This is a genomic window from Caproicibacter sp. BJN0012, from assembly GCF_035986805.1.
Taxonomy (GTDB): Bacteria; Bacillota; Clostridia; order Oscillospirales; family Acutalibacteraceae; genus Caproicibacter.
On record NZ_CP142518.1, the window covers coordinates 2144304 to 2170168 of the forward strand.

Annotated in this window: 25 protein-coding genes; 8 read left to right on the top strand and 17 right to left on the bottom strand. The window is 52.9% G+C overall.

Annotated features, from left to right (window positions below):
* The first annotated feature begins 8 nt into the window (after positions 1-8).
* The 3 genes from pheT to VA597_RS10355 all read left to right on the top strand — a co-directional run bounded on the left by pheT (position 9) and on the right by VA597_RS10355 (position 3037).
* Positions 9-2387 carry a phenylalanine--tRNA ligase subunit beta gene (gene pheT, locus VA597_RS10345; protein WP_326974545.1) on the top strand — a complete coding sequence of 793 codons (2379 nt, stop codon included), beginning with the start codon at positions 9-11 and terminating at the stop codon, positions 2385-2387.
* 64 nt (positions 2388-2451) lie between these two features.
* Positions 2452-2697: an IreB family regulatory phosphoprotein gene (locus VA597_RS10350; RefSeq protein ID WP_066642453.1), complete on the top strand. Its 246-nt coding sequence runs from the start codon at positions 2452-2454 to the stop codon at positions 2695-2697.
* Positions 2698-2734: 37 nt separating this feature from the next.
* Positions 2735-3037 (top strand): hypothetical protein, encoded by a 303-nt coding sequence (locus tag VA597_RS10355; RefSeq protein ID WP_128742730.1) that lies wholly within the window; start codon positions 2735-2737, stop codon positions 3035-3037.
* 109 nt (positions 3038-3146) lie between these two features.
* On the opposite strand, the gene VA597_RS10360 is transcribed toward VA597_RS10355, so the two are convergent.
* From VA597_RS10360 to VA597_RS10390, 7 genes are all read right to left on the bottom strand, one after another.
* The gene (locus tag VA597_RS10360; RefSeq protein ID WP_326974546.1) at positions 3147-3947 is read right to left on the bottom strand and encodes a hypothetical protein; all 801 of its coding nucleotides are present in this window, start codon (positions 3945-3947) and stop codon (positions 3147-3149) included.
* Complete coding sequence (locus VA597_RS10365) at positions 3941-4642, bottom strand: ABC transporter ATP-binding protein (protein ID WP_128742732.1); 702 nt, start codon at positions 4640-4642, stop codon at positions 3941-3943. Before VA597_RS10365 ends, VA597_RS10360 begins: the two co-directional genes overlap by 7 nt.
* Positions 4635-5012, bottom strand: a complete 378-nt coding sequence (locus tag VA597_RS10370; RefSeq protein ID WP_128742733.1) for a GntR family transcriptional regulator — start codon at positions 5010-5012, stop codon at positions 4635-4637. The genes VA597_RS10365 and VA597_RS10370 overlap by 8 nt, the downstream gene beginning before the upstream one ends.
* Before the next feature lie 89 nt (positions 5013-5101).
* Entirely contained in the window at positions 5102-5821 is a 720-nt protein-coding gene (locus VA597_RS10375; protein ID WP_243112809.1) for an ABC transporter permease, read from the bottom strand.
* Between the two features lies 1 nt (position 5822).
* Entirely contained in the window at positions 5823-6743 is a 921-nt protein-coding gene (locus VA597_RS10380) for an ATP-binding cassette domain-containing protein (RefSeq protein WP_326974547.1), read from the bottom strand.
* A 176-nt stretch (positions 6744-6919) separates the two neighbouring features.
* Complete coding sequence (locus VA597_RS10385) at positions 6920-7099, bottom strand: hypothetical protein (RefSeq protein ID WP_326974548.1); 180 nt, start codon at positions 7097-7099, stop codon at positions 6920-6922.
* A 146-nt stretch (positions 7100-7245) separates the two neighbouring features.
* Entirely contained in the window at positions 7246-7833 is a 588-nt protein-coding gene (locus VA597_RS10390; protein WP_128742736.1) for a hydrolase, read from the bottom strand.
* Between the two features lie 158 nt (positions 7834-7991).
* Here VA597_RS10390 and VA597_RS10395 point away from each other — a divergent pair, with 158 nt between their 5' ends.
* Positions 7992-9929, top strand: coding sequence for a fructose-1,6-bisphosphatase (locus tag VA597_RS10395; protein WP_128742737.1), 1938 nt, complete (start codon positions 7992-7994; stop codon positions 9927-9929).
* Positions 9930-9976: 47 nt separating this feature from the next.
* On the opposite strand, the gene VA597_RS10400 is transcribed toward VA597_RS10395, so the two are convergent.
* The 9 genes from VA597_RS10400 to VA597_RS10440 form a co-directional block, all read right to left on the bottom strand.
* The gene (locus VA597_RS10400; protein WP_243112489.1) at positions 9977-11731 is read right to left on the bottom strand and encodes a HAMP domain-containing sensor histidine kinase; all 1755 of its coding nucleotides are present in this window, start codon (positions 11729-11731) and stop codon (positions 9977-9979) included.
* Positions 11732-11749: 18 nt separating this feature from the next.
* On the bottom strand, positions 11750-12442 hold the full coding sequence (locus VA597_RS10405; RefSeq protein ID WP_128742738.1) for a response regulator transcription factor: 693 nt from the start codon (positions 12440-12442) through the stop codon (positions 11750-11752).
* Between the two features lie 12 nt (positions 12443-12454).
* Complete coding sequence (gene phoU, locus VA597_RS10410) at positions 12455-13120, bottom strand: phosphate signaling complex protein PhoU (RefSeq protein WP_128742739.1); 666 nt, start codon at positions 13118-13120, stop codon at positions 12455-12457.
* A 45-nt stretch (positions 13121-13165) separates the two neighbouring features.
* Positions 13166-13927, bottom strand: a complete 762-nt coding sequence (pstB, locus tag VA597_RS10415) for a phosphate ABC transporter ATP-binding protein PstB (RefSeq protein WP_128742740.1) — start codon at positions 13925-13927, stop codon at positions 13166-13168.
* A gap of 180 nt (positions 13928-14107) precedes the next feature.
* Positions 14108-15100: an ABC transporter ATP-binding protein gene (locus VA597_RS10420; protein ID WP_128742741.1), complete on the bottom strand. Its 993-nt coding sequence runs from the start codon at positions 15098-15100 to the stop codon at positions 14108-14110.
* A complete protein-coding gene (locus VA597_RS10425; RefSeq protein ID WP_128742742.1) occupies positions 15097-16083 on the bottom strand; it encodes an ABC transporter ATP-binding protein in 987 nt (328 codons plus the stop codon). Before VA597_RS10425 ends, VA597_RS10420 begins: the two co-directional genes overlap by 4 nt.
* 14 nt (positions 16084-16097) lie before the next feature.
* A complete protein-coding gene (locus VA597_RS10430) occupies positions 16098-17021 on the bottom strand; it encodes an ABC transporter permease (RefSeq protein ID WP_128742743.1) in 924 nt (307 codons plus the stop codon).
* 5 nt (positions 17022-17026) lie between these two features.
* Positions 17027-18043, bottom strand: a complete 1017-nt coding sequence (locus tag VA597_RS10435; RefSeq protein ID WP_128744299.1) for an ABC transporter permease — start codon at positions 18041-18043, stop codon at positions 17027-17029.
* 158 nt (positions 18044-18201) lie between these two features.
* Complete coding sequence (locus VA597_RS10440) at positions 18202-19809, bottom strand: ABC transporter substrate-binding protein (RefSeq protein ID WP_442872772.1); 1608 nt, start codon at positions 19807-19809, stop codon at positions 18202-18204.
* Between the two features lie 814 nt (positions 19810-20623).
* Here VA597_RS10440 and VA597_RS10445 point away from each other — a divergent pair.
* The 4 genes from VA597_RS10445 to VA597_RS10460 are packed head-to-tail and all read left to right on the top strand — an operon-like array spanning position 20624 to position 24985.
* Complete coding sequence (locus tag VA597_RS10445; protein WP_128742744.1) at positions 20624-21634, top strand: glycosidase; 1011 nt, start codon at positions 20624-20626, stop codon at positions 21632-21634.
* Positions 21635-21678: 44 nt separating this feature from the next.
* Positions 21679-22722 (top strand): nucleotidyltransferase family protein, encoded by a 1044-nt coding sequence (locus VA597_RS10450; RefSeq protein ID WP_128742745.1) that lies wholly within the window; start codon positions 21679-21681, stop codon positions 22720-22722.
* A 35-nt stretch (positions 22723-22757) separates the two neighbouring features.
* On the top strand, positions 22758-23921 hold the full coding sequence (locus VA597_RS10455; RefSeq protein ID WP_128742746.1) for a glycosyltransferase family 4 protein: 1164 nt from the start codon (positions 22758-22760) through the stop codon (positions 23919-23921).
* Positions 23918-24985, top strand: a complete 1068-nt coding sequence (locus tag VA597_RS10460) for a glycosyltransferase (protein WP_205703161.1) — start codon at positions 23918-23920, stop codon at positions 24983-24985. Before VA597_RS10455 ends, VA597_RS10460 begins: the two co-directional genes overlap by 4 nt.
* A gap of 53 nt (positions 24986-25038) precedes the next feature.
* Here the strand turns inward: VA597_RS10460 and VA597_RS10465 are convergent, their stop codons facing one another.
* Entirely contained in the window at positions 25039-25800 is a 762-nt protein-coding gene (locus tag VA597_RS10465; RefSeq protein WP_128742747.1) for an NYN domain-containing protein, read from the bottom strand.
* Positions 25801-25865 lie beyond the last annotated feature (65 nt).

The following is a 25865-nucleotide window of genomic DNA, read 5'->3' on the forward strand; positions in this document are numbered from 1 at the left end:
GAAGCAAAATGGATTTGTCCAAGAAATGGCTCAAGGAATTCGTTGAGCTTGAAGATATGCCGATCCGTTCCTTCACGGAGGCAATGACCATGAGCGGTTCCAAGGTGGAAAGCTGGAGGACGGAAGGCGGTGAAATTGAAAACGTGGTGGTCGGGAAAGTCCTTTCTCTGGAACGCCATCCGGATTCCGACCACATGTGGATCACCAGGACCGACGTCGGCAACGGCGAGCCGCTCCAGATCATCACCGGGGCGCAGAACTTGAAAGTCGGCGACCTCGTGCCGGCCGCGCTCCACAATTCCAGCCTTCCGGGAGGCAAGAAGATCAAAAAGGGAAAGCTGCGCGGCCTGGAAAGCAACGGGATGCTCTGCTCCCTTTCGGAGCTCGGCCTGACCAAACACGACTTTCCCTATGCCATCGAGGACGGAATCTTCGTTTTACAGGAGGACTGCCGTCCCGGCCAGCCGATTCAGGAAGCCATCGGCCTGAACGACACGATCGTCGAATTTGAGATCACCTCCAACCGGCCGGACTGCTTTTCCGTCATCGGCTTGGCCCGCGAAGCCGCCGCAACGTTCCACAAGCCCCTGAAACTCCATGTGCCCGTCGTCAAAGGCGGCCACGGCTCCGGGAAAGAACTGCTGAGCGTCTCGGTGGAAGCGCCCGACCTCTGCCCGATGTATTCCGCGCGCGTCGTGAAAAATGTGAGGGTGAAGCCCTCCCCGCGCTGGATGCGCGAGCGTCTTCGCGCGATGGGCGTGCGCCCGATCAACAACATCGTCGACATCACAAACTATGTGATGCTGGAATACGGCCAGCCGATGCACTCGTTCGACTACCGGTTCATCGAGGGGCACAAAATCACGGTGCGCCGGGCAAGGGACGGCGAAGCGATCACCACGCTGGACAGCGCGCCGCACACGCTTCATTCCAACAACCTGGTCATCGCTGATGAAAGCCGCGCGGTCGCGATCGCCGGTGTCATGGGCGGCGAAAACAGCGAAATCGTGGACGACACCACGACCATCGTGTTCGAATCCGCCTGCTTCAAGGGTTCTTCGGTCCGCACGACCGCGCGCGACCTCGGCATGCGCACGGACGCCTCTTCCCTTTACGAAAAGGGGCTGGACCCGAACAACTGCATTCCCGCGCTGAACCGGGCGTGCGAGCTGATCGAATTGCTGGACGCGGGCGATGTGACCGACGGCATCATCGAAGACCGCCATTTTCCCGAGGAGCCCCGCAGAATCCGCCTGGAGCCGGAATGGATCAACCGTTTTCTCGACATCTCCGTCGAAAAAGACGAAATGAAGAGAATTCTGGAAAAGCTGGGGTGCGGATTCGACGGCGACGAAGTTCTGGTTCCGTCCTTCCGCTCTGACCTCGTCCACAAGGCGGACATTGCAGAGGAAATCGCGCGTTTCTACGGATATGACAAAATCGCCTCCACCTCGCTCCGCGGCGGGGCGCAGGGAAGATACACCGCACGGCAAAAATTCGAGCGGCTGGTCGGGGACACCATGCTGGCGCTCGGCGCGAGCGAGATCATGACGTATTCCTTCATCAGCCCCAAATACTATGACAAGATCCTGATGCCGAAGGGTTCCCCGCTCCGCAATTCCGTCGTCATCTCGAATCCCCTCGGCGAGGACACCGGCATCATGCGCACCACCGCCCTGCCCTCCATGATGGACGTCCTCTCCCGAAACTACAATAACCGCAACGCCTCCGCCTGCCTTTATGAGCTGGCGACGGAGTACCTCCCCACCTCGGCGGACCGGCTGCCGGAGGAAAAGCTGAAGCTCATCTGCGGCATGTACGGCGACGGCGCCGATTTCTTCACCGCGAAAGGTATGGTGGAGGACCTTCTGGAAAAACTTAGTGTAACAGGCTGGGATATTGCCGCCTCGTCGGAGGAATTCAGCTACCATCCCGGCCGCTGCGCCGTATTATCCATCGGCGGCAGCCCGTTCGGCGTCATTGGGGAGCTTCATCCGAAAGCTGCGAAAAACTACGGCATGGACTGCAGGGTCATCAGCTTTACGCTTGACGTGGACACACTGTATCAGAACGCCAAAATAGAGAAGATCTATCGCCCTCTCCCCAAATTTCCGGCTGTCGAGAGGGACCTCGCCCTGATCTGCGACGACAGGATACCGGTCATGACTCTGGAGCGCGCGATCCGTTCCGGAACCGGTCCCCTGCTTGAGAAGATCGAGCTTTTCGACGTGTACCGCGGGGAACAGATTGAAAAGGGCAAAAAGAGCGCGGCATTCCGCGTCGTGCTCCGTTCTTCAAGCGGTACGCTGACGGAAGACCAGATTACGGCCGCGATGAAGCGCGCCGTGAAGGAACTTGAGAGCATCGGAGCCGTTCTTCGCTCTTAATTTGCATTTATTCTTGCATTTCACTGCCCATTGTTGTATGATGAACAATACTGGAGGTGTTTCTATGCTCGATAAAACGGTAACTTTTTCACTGGGAAGCGACCGGGAGGAAGGCATCAAGAAAATCCTCACAACCGTATATGACGCTCTGAAGGAAAAGGGCTACAATCCCATTAACCAAATTGTGGGATATATCCTTTCGGAGGACCCCACTTATATTACAACTCACAACAACGCGCGGAGTTTGATCCGCCGGATTGACCGGGATGAGCTGCTTCAGGTATTGGTAAAATCGTATCTGGGTGAATAATTCGGGTCCGAACGACATCAAAAGAGGAGGACGGCGAATGGCAGACAAACAAACAGACGGAGAACCGCAGTTTCCAACCTACAAGGGCAAGCCGCTGGTGCGCTGCGGCGATGTGATTTATTACGGAAGCATGAAAGACCGTTATGTTGTCAGGCTGGAAATCAAAAGCAAGAAAAAAGTAAAGGATATGGATGTGGCGGACCGGGTCAGCATTCAGCTGATGCTGACGGACCAAACCGTGCGCAATCGGAAACAAATCGTAAAAGCCAGTGAAAAAGACGGGCTTTACCGCGCGATGGATCTGGCGGATGTCTGGCTGAACAGGGCGTTGACTGAATAATTGCCCACAGAATAATTGATTAAAATCCGGGTTGAGTCCCATCCCGGGTATGAAAAAACCTCCGGCTGCAGAATGAACTGCATCCGGAGGTCCTTTTTATTCTTACGGCTTATTCCAAATTCAGTTTTTTGCTGAGCATCCAATTGGTGAAAAAGTAAAAGGCAACACCGAAAACCGCGGTGTAAAGGATCACGATCAGCAACGCAACCTCCGCGGGTTCGGCCGGGAACAGGCCCAGCGAGTAATGAAACGACTCGAAATAGATTTGAATCCGCGGGCCAAATCCTTTGAACAGCAGGGAGGAAATGATTTGCTCGACGATGCCAAAGCCGAGGAACGTGCCCACGCCCGCCAGCAGCTTGTGGCGTCCGGCCAGATTGCCCACTACAATCGACGCATAAATCTCCAGAATGCTGGACAGAAAAGCGACTACGATCAGGACGATGATCTCTATGGCAATCAGATGTGCGGATAATCCGTATTGCCGGTATAATTCTCCCAATTCCGCGCATCCGCGGCTGAACTGCGTCAGGGTCTGTTCGTCCGCCACCATAATGAAGACGGAGATGACCGAAACCAGAATGCTCAGCGCGGACCACAGCAGCGTGATGATCATTTTCGCGTCGATATGGCTGTGCGTTTTCACCGGCAGGGTAAAGGACAGATAGCCCTCGTCGCCCAGCAGGTTTATATTAAAGCGCTGGACGGTCACCACCAGCGTGATGACGAATGCCGCGACAATCAGCATCACATAAACGCTCATCGAAACCATGCGCGGGATGTCAAAGTTCTGTACGTCGGCATTCCAGATCAGCTTGTTGACGATGGCGAGCAAAAGGATCAATCCGTAAATCGGAAGAAAAGTCCGCGCCGTCGCTTTCATTTCATATTTCAGAAGCTTGCCTAGCATTTGAACACCTCCCTGAAAAGTGCGTCGACACTCTTTCCTTCCCTCTCCCGTATCTCGTCGACGGTGGAAGTCAGGACGATGTTGCCCATATTGATGAAAATCACTTCGTCCAGGACCTTCTCCACATCCGTAATCAGATGCGTCGAAATCAGCACCGTGGCATTTTCACTGTAATTGCTGATAATGGTATCCAAAATGTAGTCCCTTGCGGCGGGATCGACGCCGCCGATCGGCTCGTCGAGGATGTACAGCTCCGCTTCGCGGCTCATCACGAGAATCAGCTGCACCTTCTCCTTGGTCCCCTTTGACATCGTCTTTAAACGGTCTCCGGGATTGATATGCAGCCTCTGCAGCATATCATAGGCTTTGGACTTGTTGAAGTTCGCATAAAAATCGCCGAAGAAATCAATCATCGTCTGGACGCTCATCCAGTCGTTCAGGTAAGTCCTCTCCGGCAAATAGGAAACGATTTTTTTCGTTTCAATGCCCGGTGCCATGCCGCCGACCAGAATCTGCCCGGAGCTGGGCGTCAAAAGCCCGTTTGCAAGTTTAATCAATGTGCTTTTTCCGCTTCCGTTCGGTCCGAGCAGACCCACAATACGGCCTTTCGGCACGGAAATACTGACGGAATTGAGCGCAAGGCACCCCGGGAAATACTTCACCAGGCTGCGGCACTCGAGTATGCTGTCATCCATTCTGCCCTTCCTCCTTAATCATACGGTTCAGTAAGCTGACCGTCTGTTCCCTGTCGAATCCAAGTCGGTTCATCTTCTGAATAAAATCCTGTATTAAATCCGCCGCAAGATTGTTTTTCGTCTGCATGATTTTCTGTACATCCTCCGTGACATATCGTCCGCTTGTACGCTGGGAATATAAAAGTCCGTCGCTCTCCAGCCTGGAAAGCGCCCTCTGCATGGTATTCGGGTTGACCGAAGCCTCGGCGGCCATGTCGCGCACGGAGGGAAGCTTGCTTCCGGCCGCGTAGATTCCCGAAACGACCATCAGCTGGATCCGTTCAACCAGCTGGGAATAAATCGGTCTGTCGGATTTTAGATCCCATGCCATTTTCTCACCTCCGAATTGACCATTGTACTAATACATTAATACAGTTATACAATACTTTTCCCTTTCTGTCAAGTACTTCCGAAGCAGTTTCAGCAAATATCTTTTTTTCTGAAGAAAACGGCGCCAATCATGACAAAGAAAACGGCGGTGGCGGCAAAGACCGCGGCCGAAGCCGTCATCTGACCGGGAGTACCGGCGGCAATCAGATTGAACTGCGGCATAAGCAGAAAATATTTGCTCAGGCCCGACAGGTGGAACAGGTTCAGCAGAAGCTGTGGAAGATAGATCACCGCGTAAAAGGCGAATACAAACAGCGAATTTTTCTGAAGCATCATGGCGAGGAACGCGGCAATCGGAATGGCCGCCGCGTAACCGATGCAGCTCACGCCGACTCTGCGGAAAAAATCGGCCGCAAAGGCTCCCGTAAAGGAGGGGTCCTGTTTTAAGAGCAGCAGCGAGCTTCCACAGTAGGCCCCCAGGGCAACGGCGCCGACCAGGATGCCCAGAATGACCGACACCGTGACCTGGGAGCAATAAAGCTTTGTGCGGTTCAGGCCGAAGGAAACCGAGTTTTTGAGCGTATGCTCCTTGAACTCTTCCGCTCCGACCAGATCGACCAGCACCGGCATCAGAAGGACCGGCCAGGAAAGAAAATAGGCGAGCACCACCATCCATGAGTTATAAACGGTGTTTCCGGCCGAAAGCCTTGAAATGGAAAAGTTGACCAGCAGCGCAAGCGCGGACATGCCCGCAAGCAGAAAATAAAAGAACGGGCGGTGAAAGACCTTGTACAGATCGGCTCTAATCATTTTAAGCAATTTTTTTCCCTCCGATCAGATTGATAAAGTAATTTTCCAGGCTTTCGCCGGACCGATAAACCTGTGAAACCATCACGCCGGCTTCCACAAGACATTTCACGGCAAGCTCCGGCCGGTCGATGAGTTCAGGAACCTCAAGTTTGAACTCATCCAAAATCCGGACCTGTTTCAGCGACAGCCGTTCCCGCAGCACGGCGGCGGCCTTGGCGGAGTGATCCACCTCCATTTGCAGGGCGGCGCGGCATTTCTTTTCAAGCTCGTCCGCGGCGATGCATTCGACAAGCCTGCCGCCGCTGATGAAGCCGTAGCGGGTCGCAATTTGCGAGAGCTCCCCAAGAATATGGCTGGAGACCAGGATGGTCGTTCCTTTTTCATGGTTGAGTTTCAATAAGATCTCGCGGAACTCGCGGATTCCCATCGGGTCCAGGCCGTTGATCGGCTCGTCGAGGACCAGAAAGTCCGGATCGTTCAGGATCGCAAGCGCGAGGCCCAGCCGTTGTTTCATTCCCAGGGAGAAACTTTTGAATTTTTTCTCTCCGGAGGCAAGGCCAACAAAATGCAGCGCTTCTTTCACGAGGTTTTTATCGTCGATTCCTCTCTGAATCCGGTAATACTCAAGATTCTGGCTTGCCGACAGGTACGGATAAAATCCGGGCGTCTCAATAATGCTGCCGATCCGTCCGCGCGCGCGTTCCAGTCCCCTCGCGCCGGAGCTTCCGAACAGCTCCAGCGAGCCGGAGGTCGGCGGAGTCAATCCGCAGATCATTTTCAGAAGGGTCGTCTTGCCTGCGCCGTTTTGGCCGACAAGAGCAAAAATATCGCCCTTTCGCAGATCCATGCTCAGGTCGTCGACCGCAGTAAAAGTTCCAAAACGCCGCACAAGCGACCGCGATTGAAAAACAGTCTCTTCCATCTTTTCTTATCTCCTTGTATTATTGTACTATGCATCTAATACAATAATACAATATATTTATATTTTGTCAATACTTTTTTTACTTTTTATGTTATAATAGAATCGTGAAACAGCATAAAAGTTATTAAAAAAACCGCCGAATCATCGGCGGATACGGAAGTTTTCCACAAAATTTTTTACATACGGCTCAACAGCCAGACAAAAATCAGAAAAAGGATCACCGCGCAGGCAACTGCGGCGGCACGGATTCCGGAAAAAATGTGAACGGTTCTCAGGCGCAGATACAAGTTGAAATCCTCTTTCGAAAAGCCGGAACGTTTCAGTCGATAGAATTCTCCGTTAACATCCCGAAACAAATCATCTTCCAAAGGCTGGCTGGCTTTTTGGCTTTTCCCAAGGGCGCGGTTTTCTTCCGGCGAACAGTAATCCCTGTGAAAAAGTCGAATTTTTCCAGCAGCCGGTTCAGCTTTTTTTCAGCAGCCGTCAATTGTCATCACTCTCCTCAGCGGCGGTGGACCGCAGAGGTTCCCTTTTCGCGGAGATATGTACTTTCCAGGTCCGACAAATGGAGCTTGACGGCGATCGGATACTTTTCGTATGCCTGGCTGATGGCAAAGCTGCCGCCCCTGGCCGAGTCGTCAAAACCTCCCATATGCCAGCGGATGGCAATGGCCTCCGATGTCTTCAGGCGCAGAAAGCGTTCGATCAGGAACACCGACTTTTCCCCGTGGCCATAGGGGTAACTGTCGTCAATGGTGTAATAAGGGCGCTTTTCCCAGGCTCCCGTCTCCTCGTTTTTTACATTCCGGGTCCCCTTTTTGTAAAACTGGGCCTTACATACGTCGTGGAGCAGGGCACAAATGGCAAAGCTCTCCTCACTGTCCGTCTCCGGATCAAAATGTTTTTCCATCATCACATGATATACGCTTACGCTGTGCTGCACAAGCCCGCCCAGACAGGCGCAATGGAATTTCGTGCTTGCGGGCGCCGTGAAAAAATCCGTGGAATTTAGCCAGGCAAGCAGCTCCGCCGCGCCGTTTCTTTTGATTTTCTCCAGATATATCTCTTCGAACTCTTCCTTATAGCCCAATTCAATTCCCTCCCGGAAGTTTCATGATTGATGAATCATGATTTAAGTATAGCATAGTTTCATTTGTTTTCACAGTGCAAACCAGTACCTGTAACCGTTTCTTTACCTTTTGCCCGCCGGCGGGAAAGAAACGAGGAAAAATGAATGGAGTTTGAGGCATGACAGATGAACATTATTTAAAATTACTTGCAAAGAAGTATCCGAATGCGGAGGCGGCCGCCTCCGAGATCATCAATCTCCGGGCGATCATGAGCCTCCCAAAAGGCACCGAATACTTCTTCAGCGATCTGCATGGAGAGCATGAGTCCTTTCTATTTCAGCTGAAAAGCGCATCCGGAGTCGTTCGCAAAAAAGTAGACGAACTGTTTGAGCAGTCCATCTCGGAAGAGGAACGCACAGCGCTCGCCAAGCTGATCTATTATCCGGAGCCGGAGCTTGCGCGGGCCGCGCGCCGCGAATCCGGCTTTGACGACTGGTGCCGCATCACCATCTACCGGCTGGTGGAGGTCTGCAAGGAGGCCGGGTCCAAGTACACGCGTTCCAAAGTCCGCAAAAAACTGCCGGAAAATTTCGCTTACATCATCGACGAGCTCCTGCACGCCGACGGCGGAAAAAACAAGCCGCATTATTACAGTGAAATTATCAAATCGATCGTGCAGACCGGCATGAGCGTCGAATTCATCACCGCCTTATGCCACCTGATCCAGAAACTTCTGATCGACAGGCTGCACATTATCGGCGACATTTACGACCGCGGTCCCAGGCCCGATTCCATTATGGACGCACTCAGCGATTTTCACGATATCGACATCCAGTGGGGAAACCATGACATCTCCTGGATGGGTGCCGCCTCCGGGAACAAGGCTCTGATGGCAAACGTCATCCGCATCGGAATCCGGTACAATACGTTCGACCTCCTGGAAGACGGATACGGAATCAACCTGCGTCCTCTTTCCGCCTTCGCCGAGCGGGTTTATGGGAATGATCCCTGCGAATTTTTCGCTCCGCACATTCTGGACGAAAATCTGTACGATCCGGTCGACCTGCAGCTTGCCTCAAAAATGCACAAGGCAATCGCAATCATCCAGTTCAAGCTGGAGGGGCAGCTGATTGAAAAGCATCCGGAATACAAAATGGACGATCTTGTCCTGCTGCGCCGCATTGATTTTGAAAAAGGCACCGTAACGGTCAGGGGAAAAGTTTATCCCATGCGGGACAAATTATTTCCCACGGTCGACCCAAAAAATCCTCTGGAGCTGAGCAAGGAGGAAAAAGAGCTGATGAAGGCGATCGCCTATTCCTTCCGCCACAGCGAACGGCTTCAGAAGCATATCCGCTTCCTGTATTCGCACGGCAGCATGTATCTCAGCATCAACTCCAATTTGCTGTATCACGGCTGCATTCCGCTGAAGGAGGACGGCGAATTCGACGAGGTGCATCTCGGCGGCCGGGGCCGGAAAGGCCGCGAGCTTCTGGAATATCTCGACTCCGTGGCGAGGGAGGCGTATTTCGCCCCGGAAAGCACCCCGGAGCGCGAAAAGGCGAGGGACATGATGCTGTATCTTTGGTGCGGCGCCAAATCTCCGCTGTTCGGCAAAGACAGGATAACCACTTTTGAGCGGTATTTCATCGAGGCGCCGGAAACCCATAAGGAGAAAATGAATCCGTATTATCATTATATCGAGCAGCGTGAGCCATGCGAAAAAATCCTGCGGGAATTCGGCATGGATCCGTCGAAATCCCATATCATCAACGGCCATGTTCCGGTCAAACTGAAAGAGGGCGAAAGCCCTGTGAAGGGCCGGGGGCTCCTGTTTATGATCGACGGCGGAATTTCGAAGTCCTATCAGAAGCAGACCGGCATCGGGGGCTATACCTTCATCGCAAATTCCCGCTATCTGGCGCTTGCCGAGCATCAGCCCCTCAAACCGGGCAGCCTGTACGGGGAAGACTCCCCGAAAGTTATGGTTGTTGAAGCAATCAAGCAGCGCGTCACGGTAGCGGACACCGACACGGGAAAAGAGCTGGATTCGCAGATTCAGGAGCTTTCCGCTCTGTTGCAGTCCTACCGCAACGGCGCCATCAAGGAAAAATAGAGCAAAAGAAAAACAGGGACAGCGCTTTTGCTGTCCCTGTTTTGGTCCTACTGTTTTTCCTGCCCGTTCCGGCCAGGCACATCCGGCGCGAGAGGGAGGCGCACGGTAAACGTGCTTCCCTTCCCCACCTGGCTTTCCACTCCGACCTCGCCGCCATACAGCGCCGTAAGATGTTTTACAATGGAAAGGCCAAGGCCCGTGCCGCCTATTTCTCTGGACCGGCTGGCGTCGACCCGGTAAAACCGCTCGAAAAGCCTTGCAAAATGTTCCGGGGCAATGCCGATACCGGTGTCCCTGACACGGATCACCGCCGTTTTTCTCTGCCGCACGCCGATAATGTCCACACGGCCGTCCCGTCGATTATATTTAATCGCGTTCTCAATCAGATTTCCGAGCAGCTGTTCCAGCCTGGTCGGCGAGCAGGACACAACCAGGGACGGGTCCACCTGCATCTGAATGGCTATTCCCGATTTTTCAGCAATCGGTTTCAGCCTCGCAACGCAGTTCTCCGCCGCGCGGGCTACCGCGCATGGCCTGGCCGACGGGTCTTCTTTCGCATTTTCAATCTGTGACAGAACCAGCATATCGTCAATCAGATGCTGGAGCCGTTCCGCTTCGATATCCAGAACATCGTAGAAATAGCGTCTGGTCTTCTCGTCCCGGTCCGTGCTTTTCAGCAGCTCGATGCTTCCGCGGATCGAAGTGAGCGGGGTTTTCAGTTCGTGCGTGACGTTCGCCACGAACTCGCTTCTCAAACGTTCCAGTTTGCGGATTCTGGTCTCATCCGTGATGACGGCCAGCGCGGCGGCATCTTTCTGCCTCGGGATCGCCGCCGTATAGAGCGAATACTGTTTGCCGTTCTCCGCTTCAAGATCCAGCTTTTCCGAGCGGTCTCCTCTCAAAGCGGTTTTCATCCACTCTGCAATCCTGTTGATCAGCAGGCTTCCCTCCAGCTTTTGTCCGGCGGAAAGCGACGGGCTGCCCAGCAGACGGCCGGCGCTTTGATTCAGGAACAGGATCGTGCCGTTCCCGGAAACGGCAAGCACGCCGTCGTTCATCCCCTGCAGCACGCCTTCAAGCTGCTTCTGCTGACTGGTCAGCTGAGCGACCGCATTTTCCGTGCTTTCCGCCATGCGATTAAAAGACAGGGCCAGCTCCCCCACCTCATCGCGGAAATTGCCTTCCACCCGGCAGGAATAGTCTCCCCCGGATATCTGTCTCGCCGCAGACGACAGCTTCTGAAGCGGCTCCGTTACGCGGTAAACCACGTAGCCCGTAAGCGCGCAGACGACCGCGATGCCGAACAGCATGCTGAGAAGCGCCGTCGTCCACAGGCGCCTCAGCGCGGCGTCAAGCTCCGCCGTCGGCAGCGCCGCGCGCAGATAGAAATCCCCCGGAAGATAAACCGCCTCATAGTAATACCTCTGCTGGACGCTCGCGCTCATCCGGGTATCGTATCCTTTTCCGCTGCGCAGCGCCTGCTGGATCTCCGGCCGGGTCAGATGATTTTGGTTAATCTCTTCCTTCGCGCTGTCACCAATCACTTTTCCGGACGGATCGACAATACTGATCCGTATTTGCTGCCCTGACCGGGAAAGCTGCTTTCCAACATCCTCCGCGACAGATTTTGGGTCCTGTAAAATGGCTTCCCTGCGGGTTTGAAGAATTGCAAGGGCGGTGTCCAGCCGGTTGGTGAACTCCGTGCGATACTGCTCCTGCATTTTCACCCCCGCAATGGCAAATGCTACCGTAAACCCAATAATGACGATGACCGCGTTGACGGCAATCAATCTTTTTTTCAAAGTGCGGCCTCCCCTTTGTCATTCTTCGGAAAAGCGGTATCCGACTCCCCGGACGGTCTGAATACAGACCGGCGCGTCCGGGTCCTCCTCGATTTTCTGGCGAAGATAGCGCACATGAACGTCGACCGTTCTTGTGTCGCCGAAATATTCCACTCCCCAGACCTTGTCAAGGAGGGTGTCGCGGGTCATGACCCTGCCGCGGTTTTTCATCAGCATGACCAGAAGGTCGAATTCCTTCGCGGTCAGGTCGATCGTTTTTCCGCCGCGGGTAACCTGATGGCGCATCACATCCACCACCAGCGAACCATGGCGGAAAATTTCACCGTCCGGTTCTTCCCGCCGGCCGGAACGCCTTAAGACCGCCTTGACGCGCGCACAGAGCTCCTTGATGCTGAACGGCTTGACAATGTAGTCGTCAGCCCCGATTTCCAGTCCGAGCACGCGGTCGATTTCCTCTCCCCTCGCCGTCAGCATCAGGATCGGGATGGAATGCGTGTCTTCGCTTTCCCTGAGTGAACGGCAGACGGTCAGCCCGTCCGGCTGCGGCATCATCCAGTCCAGAATGATCGCATCCGGGCGCTTCTTCTTCACTTCGCTCAGCAAAGAGGTCCCGTCTGGAAATTCTTCCGTGTCGTATCCGCTGTCCTGCAGACCGATAGACACAATATTCCTGATATTCGGTTCATCGTCCGCAATATAGATCAGAGCCATATTTTCCTCCCGTCACAGATCGCCCTCATTTAAATCGGGATGGACTCCGGTTTCCATGAAGATAACCCACTCGGCGATGTTGGTCGCGTGATCCCCCATGCGCTCCGCATATTTTGAGATAAACAAAAGGTCCACCTCGCGCATGACGCTCTGCGGGTTCTCCGTGATGATTCCGCAAACCTCCAGAATGATTTTGGAAAACATGGAGTCGACCTCGTCGTCGCTTTTGCAGATTGCCCTGGCCTCGTCAACCTCCCGGCTCAAAAAGACATCCATCGAGCGGCGGAACATTTCTCTCGCCGTCTCCAGCATCTGAACAACATGAGCGGCGGCAAGGCTGTTCGTGTTCAGTTCGCCGACGGTGAGAATTTCGCAGATATCCGCGCACTGGTCGGCCTCTCTTTCGATATCAGTCAAAATTTTAAGGCAGGCGGCGATGATGCGAAGATCGCCGGCAATCGGCTGCTGCAGCGCAATCAGATCCATGCAGTTCTTTTCTATGCTGTGTTCCATCCGGTCGATTTCATTGTCTGAGCCGGCCACTTCCGCGGCAAGCTCCAAATCCATTTTCTTCAGCGAAACAATCGTCTGTTCAATTTTCCGGTCAACCGCATTCCCCATTTCCGTCATTTTGGAGATCAGGTTATTCAGTTCCCGGTCAAAAATTTTTCTGGGCATGGTTTTTCCTCCTTACAGTATAGCTGAAACCCGCGCAAAAGCAAGTCAGCCGAAGCGGCCCGTAATGTAGCGTTCCGTCCGCTCATCCTTCGGCTGGTTGAACATCAGGACTGTATCGGTAAATTCCACGACCTCGCCCAGCAGGAAAAATGCGGTTTTATCCGCGATTCTGGCCGCCTGCTGCATGTTGTGAGTGACGATGATCACCGTGTACTGTTTTCTGAGGTCATCCATCAGGTCCTCGATTTTCAAAGTTGAGATCGGGTCCAGCGCGCTGGTCGGCTCATCCATCAGGATGACTTCCGGCTCCACCGCCAGGGCCCTGGCAATACACAGACGCTGCTGCTGCCCTCCGGACAGGCCCAGCGCGGATTTTTTCAGGCGGTCCTTCACCTCGTCCCACAGAGCCGCGCTCCGCAGAGAGCGCTCCACAATCTCATCGAGCTGCTTTTTTGACCGGATGCCGTGAATCCGGGGACCATAGGCGATGTTGTCGTACAATGTCATCGGAAAGGGATTCGGGGTCTGAAAGACCATTCCAACCCTCTTCCTCAGCAATGTCACATCCATGTGCGGACTGTAAATGTCTTCCCCGTCAATCGCAACCAATCCTTCAATCCTGCAGTTCTCCACCAGATCATTCATCCGATTGATTGTTTTCAGGCACGTGGACTTGCCGCACCCGGAAGGGCCGATAAACGCGGTGACCTGATTTTTGGGAATTTCAATCGAAATATTTTTCAGAGCCTGAAATTCCCCATAATACAGATTGAGGTTTTTTAAAACCAATTTTGTTTCCGTTTGCATATTAATGATGTACCCTTTCTCCGGATATTTATTCCGCATCATCTATTTGGGGTAAACCCGGGCATAAAAGTTCATTTTTATTGTATTGGAACGATGTTAAATCCACGTTAAATCCAGATTAGGGTGATTTTAAATCGGCAGGCAAAGAGCCCGGACGCAATGCGTCCGGGCTCTTTTTATCTATTGCTGTTCCGATTCAGCACATTTGTCAAACAGATGACAGGCCACATAATGCCCCGGCGAAATTTCTTTCAGCTCCGGCGTGTCCTTGCGGCAGACATCCATCACCCGGCTGCACCTCGTGCAGAACCGGCAGCCGGAGGGGGGATCGATCGGACTGGGGACTTCACCCTGCAAAATGATCCGTTCCTTTTTCCTGGTCGGGTCGATCAGCGGAATGGCGGACAGCAGCGCCTGCGTATAGGGATGGAGCGCATTGGAATACAGCTCCTTTTCCGGCGCGATTTCCATCATCTTGCCCAGATACATCACGCCGACACGGTCGCTGATATGCTTCACCACGTTAAGCCCGTGCGCGATAAACAAATACGTCAGCCCGAATTCATCCTTCAGATCGTCCAGCAGGTTCAGCACCTGTGCCTGAATGGAAACATCCAACGCGGAAACAGGTTCGTCGCAGACAATCAGCTTTGGATTCGCGGCAAGCGCGCGGGCAATCCCGACGCGCTGACGCTGGCCCCCGGAAAATTCATAGGGGTAGCGGTTGCGCTGATGCTGCGCGAGGCCGACGCAGTTGAGTAATTCAACGACACGGTCTTCCACCTTGTTCTCCGGCAGCAAATGATTGATTCGGATCGGCTCCGCGATGATGTCTCCGATCGTCATTCTCGGATTCAGGGAGGCGTAGGGGTCTTGAAAAATCAACTGAATATCCTTGCAGTACTTTCTTCGCTCTTTTTCACTCAGAGCGGTCAGGTCCGTTCCCTCATAAAATATTTTTCCGGAACTCGGCTGATAGAGGTTCACCAGCATTTTTCCGAGCGTGGTTTTCCCGCAGCCGGACTCCCCGACAAGGCCGAACGCTTCCCCCTTGTTGATGGAGAAGGAAACATCCTCGACCGCTTTCAGAACGGAGACCGGTTTCCCGAAGAAGTTCGTTTCGACTGTAAACCTTTTTGACAAATGCTGAATATCCACCAAAGTTTCACTCATCGGTCATCCGCCTCCCTTGTGTTTTCCCCGTCATAGAGAAAGCATCGGACTTTATGCCCATCCACCGTTTTCAGTTCCGGCATCTCGCGCGTGCACCGTTCCATGCAGCGGTCGCAGCGGTCGGAAAACGGACAGCCCACCGGCATGTGCAGCGGATTCGGCACCATGCCCTTGATCATATACAGGCGTTCCCCGCTCTCGTCGTCAATTTTCGGAATGGAATTGAGAAGCCCAAGCGTATAGGGATGCATCGGCCTTGCAAACAGGCTCTTGACATCCGCCTCCTCCATGATCCGGCCGCAGTACATGACGATGACGCGGTCTGCCGCCTCGGAGACAACGCCGAGGTCGTGCGTAATCAGCAGGACGGCCATATTGAATTTCTCTCTCAATGAATAGAGCAGTTCCAATATCTGCGCCTGGATCGTCACGTCGAGCGCGGTGGTCGGCTCATCCGCAATCAGCAGCTCCGGGTTGCAGGACAGCGCCATGGCGATCATGACACGCTGGCGCATTCCGCCGCTCATCTGATGAGGGTAATCGTTGATCCTTTGTTCCGGCGAAGGGATTCCGACCGTTCTCAGCATTTCAACCGTCCGCGCAAGCGCTTCTTTTTTGGAAAGTTTCAGGTGGGTCATAATGCTTTCCATAATCTGGTCCTTGACCCGGTAAACCGGGTTCAGGGACGTCATCGGTTCCTGAAAGATCATGGAAATCTGATCGCCCCGGATTTTCCGGAGTTCCTTTTCGCTCTTTTTCAGGAGGTCCTCGCCCTTATACAGGATTTCTCCGCCTACCACCCTGCCCGGTTCCTGCAGCAGTCCCATAATGGAAAGAGAGGTCACGCTTTTGCCGGAGCCGGATTCGCCGACGATCGCGAGAATTTCTCCTTTGTCAATTCCAAAGCTGACGTCGTCGACGGCGTGTACGATCCCTTTCTTTAGTTTAAAATCCGTCTTCAGATGTTTTACTTCAAGCAACATGATTTCGCACCGCCTTATCTTATTCTGGACTTTGGATCGAGCGCATCGCGAAGTCCGTCGCCGAACAGGTTAAAAGCCAGAACGGTGATGGTGATCGCCACACCGGGAAAGATCAGCGTGTAAGGAGCGGAAAAGATAAACCCGCGCGCCCTGCCCAGCATATCGCCCCATTCCGCATAGGGCGGCTGGACGCCGAGCCCCAGGAATCCAAGCGCGGCCGTGTCCAGAATGGCGGACGAGATCCCCAGCGTCGCACGAACCACGATGGAGGAGACGATGTTGGGAAGGATATGCTTAAAGATGATCCTGTAATCATTATTTCCGATGACGCGCGCCGCCTGCACATAATCGTTTTCCTTCGCCGAAAGGATGCTCCCGCGGATAATCCGCGCGTATTCAGGAATTGAAACGAGGCCGATCGCGATGATTGCCTTGTCAATCCCTTTGCCGAGAGCGGCCATAAAGGCAATGGCGAGCAGAATGGACGGAATCGCCAGCATCATATCCATGACGCGCATGATGATTGTATCCGTCTTTCCGCCCCGGTATCCGGCGATGGAGCCGAAAACAACCCCGATCGTCATGGAGATCGCCACCGCCGCGATTCCGACAAACAGTGAAATTTTCGTCCCGTCGAGCACCCTGCTGAAAATATCCCTGCCGAGCTGATCGGTTCCGAACCAGTGCTGGCCGTTCGGCGCGATAAAGCTCTGAGACATATCCGAGGAATTGGGATCATACGGAAGGATCTGCATCCCCATCAGCTCGCTGACCCAGACAACCAGCGCGACAATCGAAAGAAGCAGGATCAGATACATTCCGGCGACCGCCGCTTTATTGGCTCTCAAAGCCTCCCACATCGCTTTGACCTGCGATTCCGGCTTATCCGTATCCTTCGCAGCCTGTACTGTGTTTTTGACTTCTTCTACCTGGCTCATACAGGCTAGACCTCCCTTTTCGCGTATTTGATCCGGGGATCAAGGAACGCATAGATAATATCCACCGCAAGGTTGACCAGAACATAGACAACCGCGACCAGCAAAACCACGCCCTGAACGACAGGAAAATCGGATTTCAAGATGCAGTTGACGGTATAAGCCCCGATTCCCGGCCAGGAAAAAACGGTTTCCGTCAGCACGGCGCCGCCCAGAAGGCTGCCGAACTGAAGGCCGATCACGGTCACGATCGGAATCAGCGCATTGCGGAGCGCATGCTTGTGGATCACTTTCCGATTGGAAATTCCCTTCGCCCTGGCGGTCCGGATATAATCCTGATCCAGGCTTTCCAGCATGCTGGAGCGAGTCATCCTCGTGATGATAGCCATGGAGTACATGCCGAGCGCAAGCGCCGGCAAAACCAGATGGCGAAGCGAATCCGCCAACGCCTGCGTATTTCCGGAAGCAATTGAATCGATCAGATAAAAGCCCGTCATCGCGGGCGGCTGATAGAGAGGATTCAGCCTCCCCGTTGAAGGCAGCCAGTGCAGCGTGCCGGAAAACAGAATGATCAACAGGATGCCCAGCCAGAAAATCGGCATGGAAACGCCGATCAGAGCCAGGACTCTTCCTCCGTTGTCAAAAATAGAATTCTTTTTTACCGCGGAGACAACCCCAAGCAGGATTCCGATGACGGAAGCAAAAATAATCGCCGCAATCGCCAGTTCAATCGTTGCGGGGAAACGCGAGAAAATCTCCTGGGTAACCGGGGCCTTTGTATAATAGGAAGTTCCGAGATTCCCCGTCAGCGCATCCTTGATGTAATTGACATACTGCAGCCAAACCGGATCGTTCAGTCCGTTGGCCTGCCTCCAGGCCTGCATGGACTCCTGCGTTGCATGCTCCCCCAGGACAATCGGCGCAGGATCGGGAGAAAACACGCGCATAATCAGAAATACGATGATGGAAACGCCGATCAGAACCGGTATCAGCATCAATATCCTCTTGATGATATATTTGATCATTTGCATCAGCCTTTCCGCCTTAGGCACTCGATTTTAAACAGCAGCCCGCTGTTTAAAATCGAACGCCCTGCGGCTTTTGACAGAATCAATCTTTTTTTGCGCTAATAACAATCTTTGCCGGACACCGCCGCGCGGTGCCCGGCTTTTGACTGAATTGATTAATCTTTGGAGACGCCGGCCAGCGGAACGACACCGGTCACATGATAATAGAAGTCATGGACATCCGGACGGTAAGCGCAAAGATTCTGGGAATGGGAAATCGTCAGCCAGGGATTTTCTTCGGCCGCAATTTTTTCAAGCTGGGTGTAAATGGCATTTCGGGAATCGCCCTCCGGCGCGGCAAGGCCCTGTGCGATCAGTTTGTTGAACTCCGGATTCTTATAACGCGCCACATTCTGACTGGGATCGTCCACGGACAGCAGGCTCATGAAGTTGTCCGGGTCGCCGTTGTCTCCGGTCCAGCCGTAGAAGCAGATATCGTAGTCGCCTTCGGTCGCCTTCGACTTATAGGTGGTCCAGTCATAAGAATCGATCTTGCAGGTGACTCCGACCTTGGTGAGATATCCCTGAATCGCTTCCGCAAGCGCCTGGCCGTTCGCCGTGTTGTACGGTCTCGGGTTCGTATAGGTGATCATATGTACCTGAGTCAGTCCGGCAGCCTGCAGCGCCGCTTTCGCAGCATCCGGATCGTAAGAGGTCTGCGTAACGCTCTTGTCATAGCCATCGATAAAAGTCGGAAGGATCGAAGTGGCCGGGTCGGAATATCCCTGGTACAGGCTCTTGACCAGTTCCGGAACATTGACCGCCTGCGAGATCGCCTTGCGGAGCTTCGCGTCGTTGAACGGCGCCTTGCTGGTGTTGTAAGCCATATAGTTGGTCGTCATGCCTTTGGCCTGAAATAGCTTGTTGCCCGCGCTTTCAATCTGATTGACAACCGTCGCGTCAATCCCGTCGATCATGTCCGCTTCGCCGTTGTTCAGAGCCACGACGCGCGCGGAGTTGTCTGCAATGAATTTAAAGACAACGTTCTTGGTCTTCGCCTTGTCGCCCCAATAGCTGTCATCGCGGACCAAAACGACATCCTCGCCTTTATCCCAGCGGACAAACTTGTAGGGTCCCGTGCCGCAGGGAGCCTGGTTGACGTTATTGTTGTTGTCCTTCAGAGCCTTCGGGCTCACGACGGGGGCACCGAACACCATGGCCAGATTTTTCAGGAGCGGCGTGCAGGCGGCTTTCAGCGTGATTTTAACGGTGTTTTCATCTACCGCCTCGGCGCTTTTCACGGAACCGTAAACAAACGAAGCGTAAGACATGTCGCTTGTCACCTTCGGCGGAAGCTGGCGCTCGATGTTATAGACAACCGCATCCGCGTTAAAGTCGGTGCCGTCCTGGAACTTTACGCCCTCCTGCAGCTTGAAGGTGTAGGTAAGTCCGTCGCCGCTGACCTCCCAGCTTTTTGCAAGGCAAGGCTCTACCTTTGTGGAATCCTTGTCATATTTTAGCAAACCCTCGTAGATATTGCACGTAATTTTCGCCGATTCTCCATCGTCGACAAGCGCCGGGTCCAGGCCTCTCGGCTCAGCGCCCTGAGCATAGGTAAGAGTATCGCTCGCTTCGGATTTCTGACTGGAGGCAGCCCCCGACGCAGAACCGGACGCCGCGGAGCCGGAACCGGACCCATTTCCGGCGCATCCTGCAAGAGACGAGAATGCAATTGCACCGGCAAGCACAATTGGAATCCACTTGTTCATTTTCTTCAATTTCATAACACTCCCAACATTTTTCAAATTTTACTATGAACAGAAGGCGTTTGACCTATTTCCCTGTCAAACGCCTTCTTCCAATGAATTTTATTTTATCATGTTCCATTTATCCATTCAATAGTAAACATTTAAAAATCCTCAAAAATGGAGAAAAAATATTTTCCTCCTTCGTATGCTGCATTACAGAAAATAAATATTGCATCTCATGGTAAAACGGCGAATAAGAATCATATGAAAAAGCCGCAGGAAAAAAAGTTTAAAAATCGCTTGAATTTATCCAGAATAAGTTATAGCATAGTTTTGATGAATAATTGATATAATAAGTGATTATCACAAAAAAAGCATACAGTATTTATTGATTTATATAAAAGAATCTTTATTTTAAAAAGCTTTTTTGTTTTATATTGACAGTTTTGTACAAAACATGTAAAATGACTTCTTGGGAGTTTAAAACGATGACCCCCGATTCACTTTAATATTGATTACAAGAGTAGCATTGGACACATACTTCTTTTCACAAAATGGAAAACGCCTTCAGAAATCTGAAGGCGTTTTCCGTTTTTATTGTTATAAATCAAACGTCCAGAATTTTCAGGAATGATTTATTACTTTGGATTAATACTATTTATGGATGTTAGCACTTGCAAAAAATCCGCGAGACAGATTTTACTTGATAAAGCATTCTATTTAGAACAAATATTCGGTTGACATAATTTCCCTAAAGTGCTAAATTGAAATAGATAATTAGCACTCACCTATTGTTAACTGCTAAAATGCAGTTTATTCTTGTAAGCCATGGGGAGAGAAATAAGGAATTATGAGTAACTTTGAGACAAGGCTGAAAAACAACGACAACACGTACAAGGAGCTGTTTCTGCGCTATCCAAATAATCCGATTTTGACCGCGAAGGACTGGCCGTATGCGGTCAACAGCGTGTTCAACCCCGCGGCAACCGTATTCAACAACAAAATTCTGCTGCTCGCAAGAGTGGAGGACCGCAGGGGATTTTCCCATTTTACCAAAGCCGTCAGTGACGACGGCGTAACAAACTGGCAGATCGACAAATGCCCCACGCTGGAGGCAAATCCGGACTATCCGGAGGAGGCCTGGGGAATTGAGGACCCGCGCATCACCAGAATTGACGAGATGAACCGCTGGGCCGTGGTTTATACTTCCTTTTCGCGCTCCGGCCCGACGGTTTCCCTGGCCCTGACCAAAGATTTCGTCAACTTTGAAAAAACGGGCTCCATCATGCCTCCGGAAGATAAGGACGCCGCATTGTTTCCCAGAAAGTTCAAAAACAAATGGCTGTTGATTCACCGTCCGATCGGGACGCACATCGGAAGCGTCTCCAGGCTTGGGCCGGGCGCGCACATCTGGGTCTCGTGCTCCGGCGACCTGAAATATTGGGGCGACCACAGCATCCTGATCAACGCCCGAAACGGCGGCTGGTGGGATGCGAACAAAGTCGGCCTCTGCGCCCAGCCTCTGGAAACCTCGGAGGGCTGGCTGATCCTTTACCATGGAGTAAGGCGTACCGCCTCCGGTTCCATCTACCGGCTGGGCCTCGCCCTGCTCGACCTTGAAAATCCCTGGAAAGTGCTTCACCGGGGGGACGAATGGATTTTTGGGCCGGAGGAAAGCTACGAGCGCGAGGGCGACGTCCGCGATGTCGTCTTTCCGTGCGGCTGGGTAATGGATAAAGCATCCGGCAAAGTGAAGATGTATTACGGCTGCGCGGATACCTGCATCGCCCTTGCCAGCGCATCCATCAGCGATTTGCTGGAATATATCAGAAGCTGCCCGGAACCGAAAGAACTTGAGTGATCTGCGGCCGGGAAAAATAAAAACCTAACGAAGGAGGAATTTATATGAAAGCACTGTTTTTGGCGGGAGGAAAAGGCACGCGCCTCAGGCCCCTTACGGATCATCTTCCGAAGCCGATGGTGCCTGTCATGGGCCGTCCGCTGCTGGAGCGCAGCCTGGAGGACCTTCGGAAATGCGGAGTCAGCGAGGTTGTGTTCAGCACATGCTACCGTGCCGACGATATCCAAAAATATTTTTCCGCAAACGAGGGGCGCGGCATGACGATTAAATACGTCTGTGAGGATATCCCCTTGGGCACCGGCGGAGCAATCAAGAACTGCGCAGGCTATTTCGACGATACGTTCCTGATTTTCAACTCCGACATTGTAAGCAATCTCGACTTAGGGGCTCTGATCCGTTTCCATAAATCAAAACACGCGGATGTGACAATCGCCGTAACGCGGGTCCCGAACCCGTCCAGTTACGGGGTAATTGAATATGACGAATTCGGTTTTGCAACTTCATTTACGGAAAAACCGAAGCCGGGAGAAGAAAAATCCGATTTTATCAACGCCGGCATCTATGTTTTTGAGCCGAAAGTCCTGGATCTGATCCCTTCCAGGAGAGTCGTTTCCATCGAAAAGGAAATTTTCCCTGCCCTCTTGCAGAACGGCTATAAAATTGCGGTATACCGGGGAGGGACCTATTGGATCGACATTGGAACACCCGAAAAATATATGCAGGTCCATTCCGATATCTTCAGCGGCCTGTGCAGGGTCCCGGAAAATAACTTCAGGGCGAATAAAGTGTTTGGCCGCGGAAAAACTGAGATTCATGGAACCTCAAAAGTGATCGGCCCCGTATGGTTTGGAGAAAATGTGCGGATCGGAGCCAACGTAACCATAGGTCCGAACGTCGTGGTGGGCGACGGCTTTGAAAGCGGAAGGGGATGTGTGATCACCGACAGTATTCTCTGGAACGACGTATCGATCGGCAGCGGAGTCAGCATTTCCAAATCGGTCGTCACGGCCGGGTGTCATATTGGAAGCGGAATCCAGTGCGCGAACACCATCTATTCGCAGGAGAGCAAACGGCATCTGGTGATCTGAGCCGCCGTTACTCACAAAAGAAAGGATTGTACAAATTGAACCAAGAAAAGAAAATCAACATCCTGTTTCTAAGCACCTATCCGCCCAGAGCCTGCGGAATCGCCACTTTCACACAGGATTTGATCTGCGAACTGGAAAAAACCGGCCGCGTCAACGCCGCGGTGGCGGCGGTCAGCGATTCGGAATATTCCTATCCCCCAAAAGTGCGGTTTACAATTGAACAGCAGAATGAAGACGCTTATGCCGAAGCCGCGGAGAAAATCAACAGCTCCGGCTTCGATCTTTTAATGGTGGAACACGAATATGGGATCTTTGGGGGCAAATGGGGCAGTTACCTTCTGAATCTTACCAGCCGCCTGAAAATTCCTTATTTTGTCACGCTGCACACGGTGCTGCCCAGTCCAGGCGAACAGCAGCGGGAAATCATGAGGGATGTGGCTTCGGGAAGCCGGAAAATCATCACCATGGCGGGCAATACCGTAGATATCCTGAAAAGCGTCTATCAGATCGACCGGGCAAAAATCGAAGTGGTTCACCACGGGGTTCCTGAATATCCGGCCGCCGAACGGGATACTTTGAAAAAGGAACTGGGACTGACCGGCCGTTTTATCGTCAGCACCTTCGGTCTGATCAGCCCTGGAAAAGGGCTGGAATACGGGATTGAAGCAATTGCAAGAGTGGCAAAAAAGCACCCTGAGATCCTTTATCTGATTCTCGGCCAGACGCATCCTGTGATCAAGCGGAAGGACGGTGAAAAATACCGCGAGAAGCTGGAACGGACCGTGAAAAATTTCGGACTTGAGGAAAAAGTCCGTTTCGTCAACCGCTATTTGAAAATCGAAGAAATCATCCGGTATCTTCAGCTGTCGGACGTCTATATGACTCCCTACCTGGGCAAAGACCAGGCCGTCAGCGGAACTCTGGCCTACGCGGCCGGATATGGCCGCGTCATCATATCAACGCCTTACCTGTACGCCCAGGAAATGCTTTCCGGCGGCAGAGGGCTTCTGGCTGATTTCCGCAGTCCCGCGGCGCTGGCGGAGCAAATCGAAGAGGTGATGAACCACCCGGAGGAACAGGAGGAAATGGAAAAGCGCACGCTCGAACTCGGAAAAACAATGTATTGGGGGCAGGTTGCCCACAATTATCTCCGCATTTTTCAAACCGAACTGCAAAACGGAAAGGAACCGCAGGAATGAATGGAATGATCGACGACCGGCATGTATTCCGCATGACCGACGACACCGGTATGTTTCAGCACGCCGTATGCGGAGTACCTGACCCAACGGAAGGCTACACTCTGGACGACAACGCGCGCGCGCTGATTATGGCGGCCCTGCTCTATCAGAGATCACCGGAAAAAAAGTACGAAGACCTTCTTTACCGCTACACTTCTTTTCTTCTCTATGCCCAAAAGCGGGGCTGGTTCCGCAACTTCATGGGATATGACCGAAGATTTCTGGAAAAGCGCGGCTCGGAGGATTCCTTCGGCCGCTGCATCTGTTCTCTCGGATACGCCGCGGCCTGCGCGGAACTTCCCGATTCAATCGGCCAGACAGCCAAAAAGCTGCTGCTTAAAACGTACCAAAGCTGTTCCAGCCTGTCTTTTCTGAAGGGAAAAGCGTATGCGCTGACAGGGCTGCTGCTGTGGGGGGACCCCGCGGGGCTGCCGGGAACTGAAATGTTGACAGAATCCATCGTCGATACATATGCGCAGTGCCGCAGAGAGGATTGGCGATGGTTCGAGGAGCAGATGACGTACTGCAGCGGCATCCTCCCCCTTTCCCTGCTGTTTGCCTACCAAAGGACCCGCCGGAAGCAAACCCTCCGCGTCGCGCTGGAAAGTCTGGACTTTCTGCTGTCCGTTACCATCCGGGACGGCATTTTCCGCCCGATCGGATGCAAAGGCTGGTATCCCAAGGGAGGAACTCCCGCCGAATTCGACGGGCAGCCCGTGGAGGCCTGCTGCACGATGATGGCCTGCCTGGCCGCACACAGGTTGACGGGCAGCATAAAATACCGGGATTCCGCAGCCAATTGTTACCGCTGGTACCTGGGTGACAATTCCCTGCGATTGCCGATGATCGACCCCGAAACCGGGGGCTGCCGCGACGGGCTCACGAAGAATGGCGTCAACCGCAACGAAGGGGCGGAAAGTATCGTCTGCTGGCTGATTGCGGCACTGATGGCGGAGCGGGAAAAATTGACGGAAGAATCGTCCGAAGAGCCGTACTCAAAACAGGCGAAACTTATTACGGAATAGAATTTTGAAGAAAGGCCGGAAAAGAATCTTTCAGATCCCCTTCCGGTCTTTCTTTATGCCTTTGCTCCGCGCCGTCCCTTTTCACGGACAAAGATCAGACGGACATGGCCGTCTTTGCTGCGGCTGCATCGGATCTCAAACACTTTTAAAGAGTTGATAAACGGCGTCAGTTTTTTGAACCCGTAATTGCGCACGTCGAAATCCGGATAACGCTTGTTCAGGATATTGCCCACATCCCCAAGCGCGGCCCAGCCGTCATCGTCGGATGTTTCGTCCACGATGGTCCGTATGGTATTCCGTACCTCGTCCAGCGACGTGTGGTCCACTCCGCTGACTTCCGCCGGCACCACCGAAGTCTGGTCATCCGGCAGATTCGGCGCCTGCGCAAGGATCTCAAGATATTTGAATTTGTTGCATGCGGCAATAAAAGCGTTTGGGGTCTTCTTTTCTCCCATTCCGACCACATACATTCCCGATTCCCTTAATCTGGCAGCAAGGCGGGTAAAGTCGCTGTCGCTCGACACGATGCAGAAGCCCTCGATGTTGCCGGCGTATAAAAGATCCATCGCATCGATGATCATCGCCGAATCGGTGGCGTTTTTCCCCGTGGTGTACCCATACTGCTGGATCGGCGTGATGGAATTGTCCAGAAGGACATTTTTCCAGGAACTCATTGTCGGCTTGGTCCAATCCCCGTAAATCCTCTTAATGGTCGCAACTCCGTCGTTCGATATTTCATCCAAAATGAATTTAACATATTTCTCGGAGACATTGTCCGCGTCAATCAAAACCGCGAATCGCTTTTCTTCAGCCATATATTCACCTCAACTATCAGTTCTTTCTATTGTACCAAAATCCACGGGTTCCGTCCAGACCTTTC

Excerpts from the sequence above, each read along its gene's own strand:
- VA597_RS10360 (WP_326974546.1), bottom strand. The coding sequence starts at position 3,947 with ATGCTAGGCAAGCTTCTGAAATATGAAATGAAAGCGACGGCGCGGACT.
- VA597_RS10445 (WP_128742744.1), top strand. The coding sequence starts at position 20,624 with ATGAGTAACTTTGAGACAAGGCTGAAAAACAACGACAACACGTACAAG.
- VA597_RS10465 (WP_128742747.1), bottom strand. The coding sequence starts at position 25,800 with ATGGCTGAAGAAAAGCGATTCGCGGTTTTGATTGACGCGGACAATGTC.
- pstB (WP_128742740.1), bottom strand. The coding sequence starts at position 13,927 with ATGCAAACGGAAACAAAATTGGTTTTAAAAAACCTCAATCTGTATTAT.
- VA597_RS10435 (WP_128744299.1), bottom strand. The coding sequence starts at position 18,043 with ATGATCAAATATATCATCAAGAGGATATTGATGCTGATACCGGTTCTG.
- VA597_RS10425 (WP_128742742.1), bottom strand. The coding sequence starts at position 16,083 with ATGTTGCTTGAAGTAAAACATCTGAAGACGGATTTTAAACTAAAGAAA.
- pheT (WP_326974545.1), top strand. The coding sequence starts at position 9 with ATGGATTTGTCCAAGAAATGGCTCAAGGAATTCGTTGAGCTTGAAGAT.
- VA597_RS10375 (WP_243112809.1), bottom strand. The coding sequence starts at position 5,821 with ATGATTAGAGCCGATCTGTACAAGGTCTTTCACCGCCCGTTCTTTTAT.
- VA597_RS10370 (WP_128742733.1), bottom strand. The coding sequence starts at position 5,012 with ATGGCATGGGATCTAAAATCCGACAGACCGATTTATTCCCAGCTGGTT.
- VA597_RS10380 (WP_326974547.1), bottom strand. The coding sequence starts at position 6,743 with ATGGAAGAGACTGTTTTTCAATCGCGGTCGCTTGTGCGGCGTTTTGGA.
- VA597_RS10430 (WP_128742743.1), bottom strand. The coding sequence starts at position 17,021 with ATGAGCCAGGTAGAAGAAGTCAAAAACACAGTACAGGCTGCGAAGGAT.
- VA597_RS10420 (WP_128742741.1), bottom strand. The coding sequence starts at position 15,100 with ATGAGTGAAACTTTGGTGGATATTCAGCATTTGTCAAAAAGGTTTACA.
- VA597_RS10365 (WP_128742732.1), bottom strand. The coding sequence starts at position 4,642 with ATGGATGACAGCATACTCGAGTGCCGCAGCCTGGTGAAGTATTTCCCG.
- VA597_RS10450 (WP_128742745.1), top strand. The coding sequence starts at position 21,679 with ATGAAAGCACTGTTTTTGGCGGGAGGAAAAGGCACGCGCCTCAGGCCC.
- VA597_RS10395 (WP_128742737.1), top strand. The coding sequence starts at position 7,992 with ATGACAGATGAACATTATTTAAAATTACTTGCAAAGAAGTATCCGAAT.
- VA597_RS10355 (WP_128742730.1), top strand. The coding sequence starts at position 2,735 with ATGGCAGACAAACAAACAGACGGAGAACCGCAGTTTCCAACCTACAAG.
- phoU (WP_128742739.1), bottom strand. The coding sequence starts at position 13,120 with ATGCCCAGAAAAATTTTTGACCGGGAACTGAATAACCTGATCTCCAAA.
- VA597_RS10350 (WP_066642453.1), top strand. The coding sequence starts at position 2,452 with ATGCTCGATAAAACGGTAACTTTTTCACTGGGAAGCGACCGGGAGGAA.
- VA597_RS10460 (WP_205703161.1), top strand. The coding sequence starts at position 23,918 with ATGAATGGAATGATCGACGACCGGCATGTATTCCGCATGACCGACGAC.
- VA597_RS10440 (WP_442872772.1), bottom strand. The coding sequence starts at position 19,809 with ATGAAATTGAAGAAAATGAACAAGTGGATTCCAATTGTGCTTGCCGGT.
- VA597_RS10405 (WP_128742738.1), bottom strand. The coding sequence starts at position 12,442 with ATGGCTCTGATCTATATTGCGGACGATGAACCGAATATCAGGAATATT.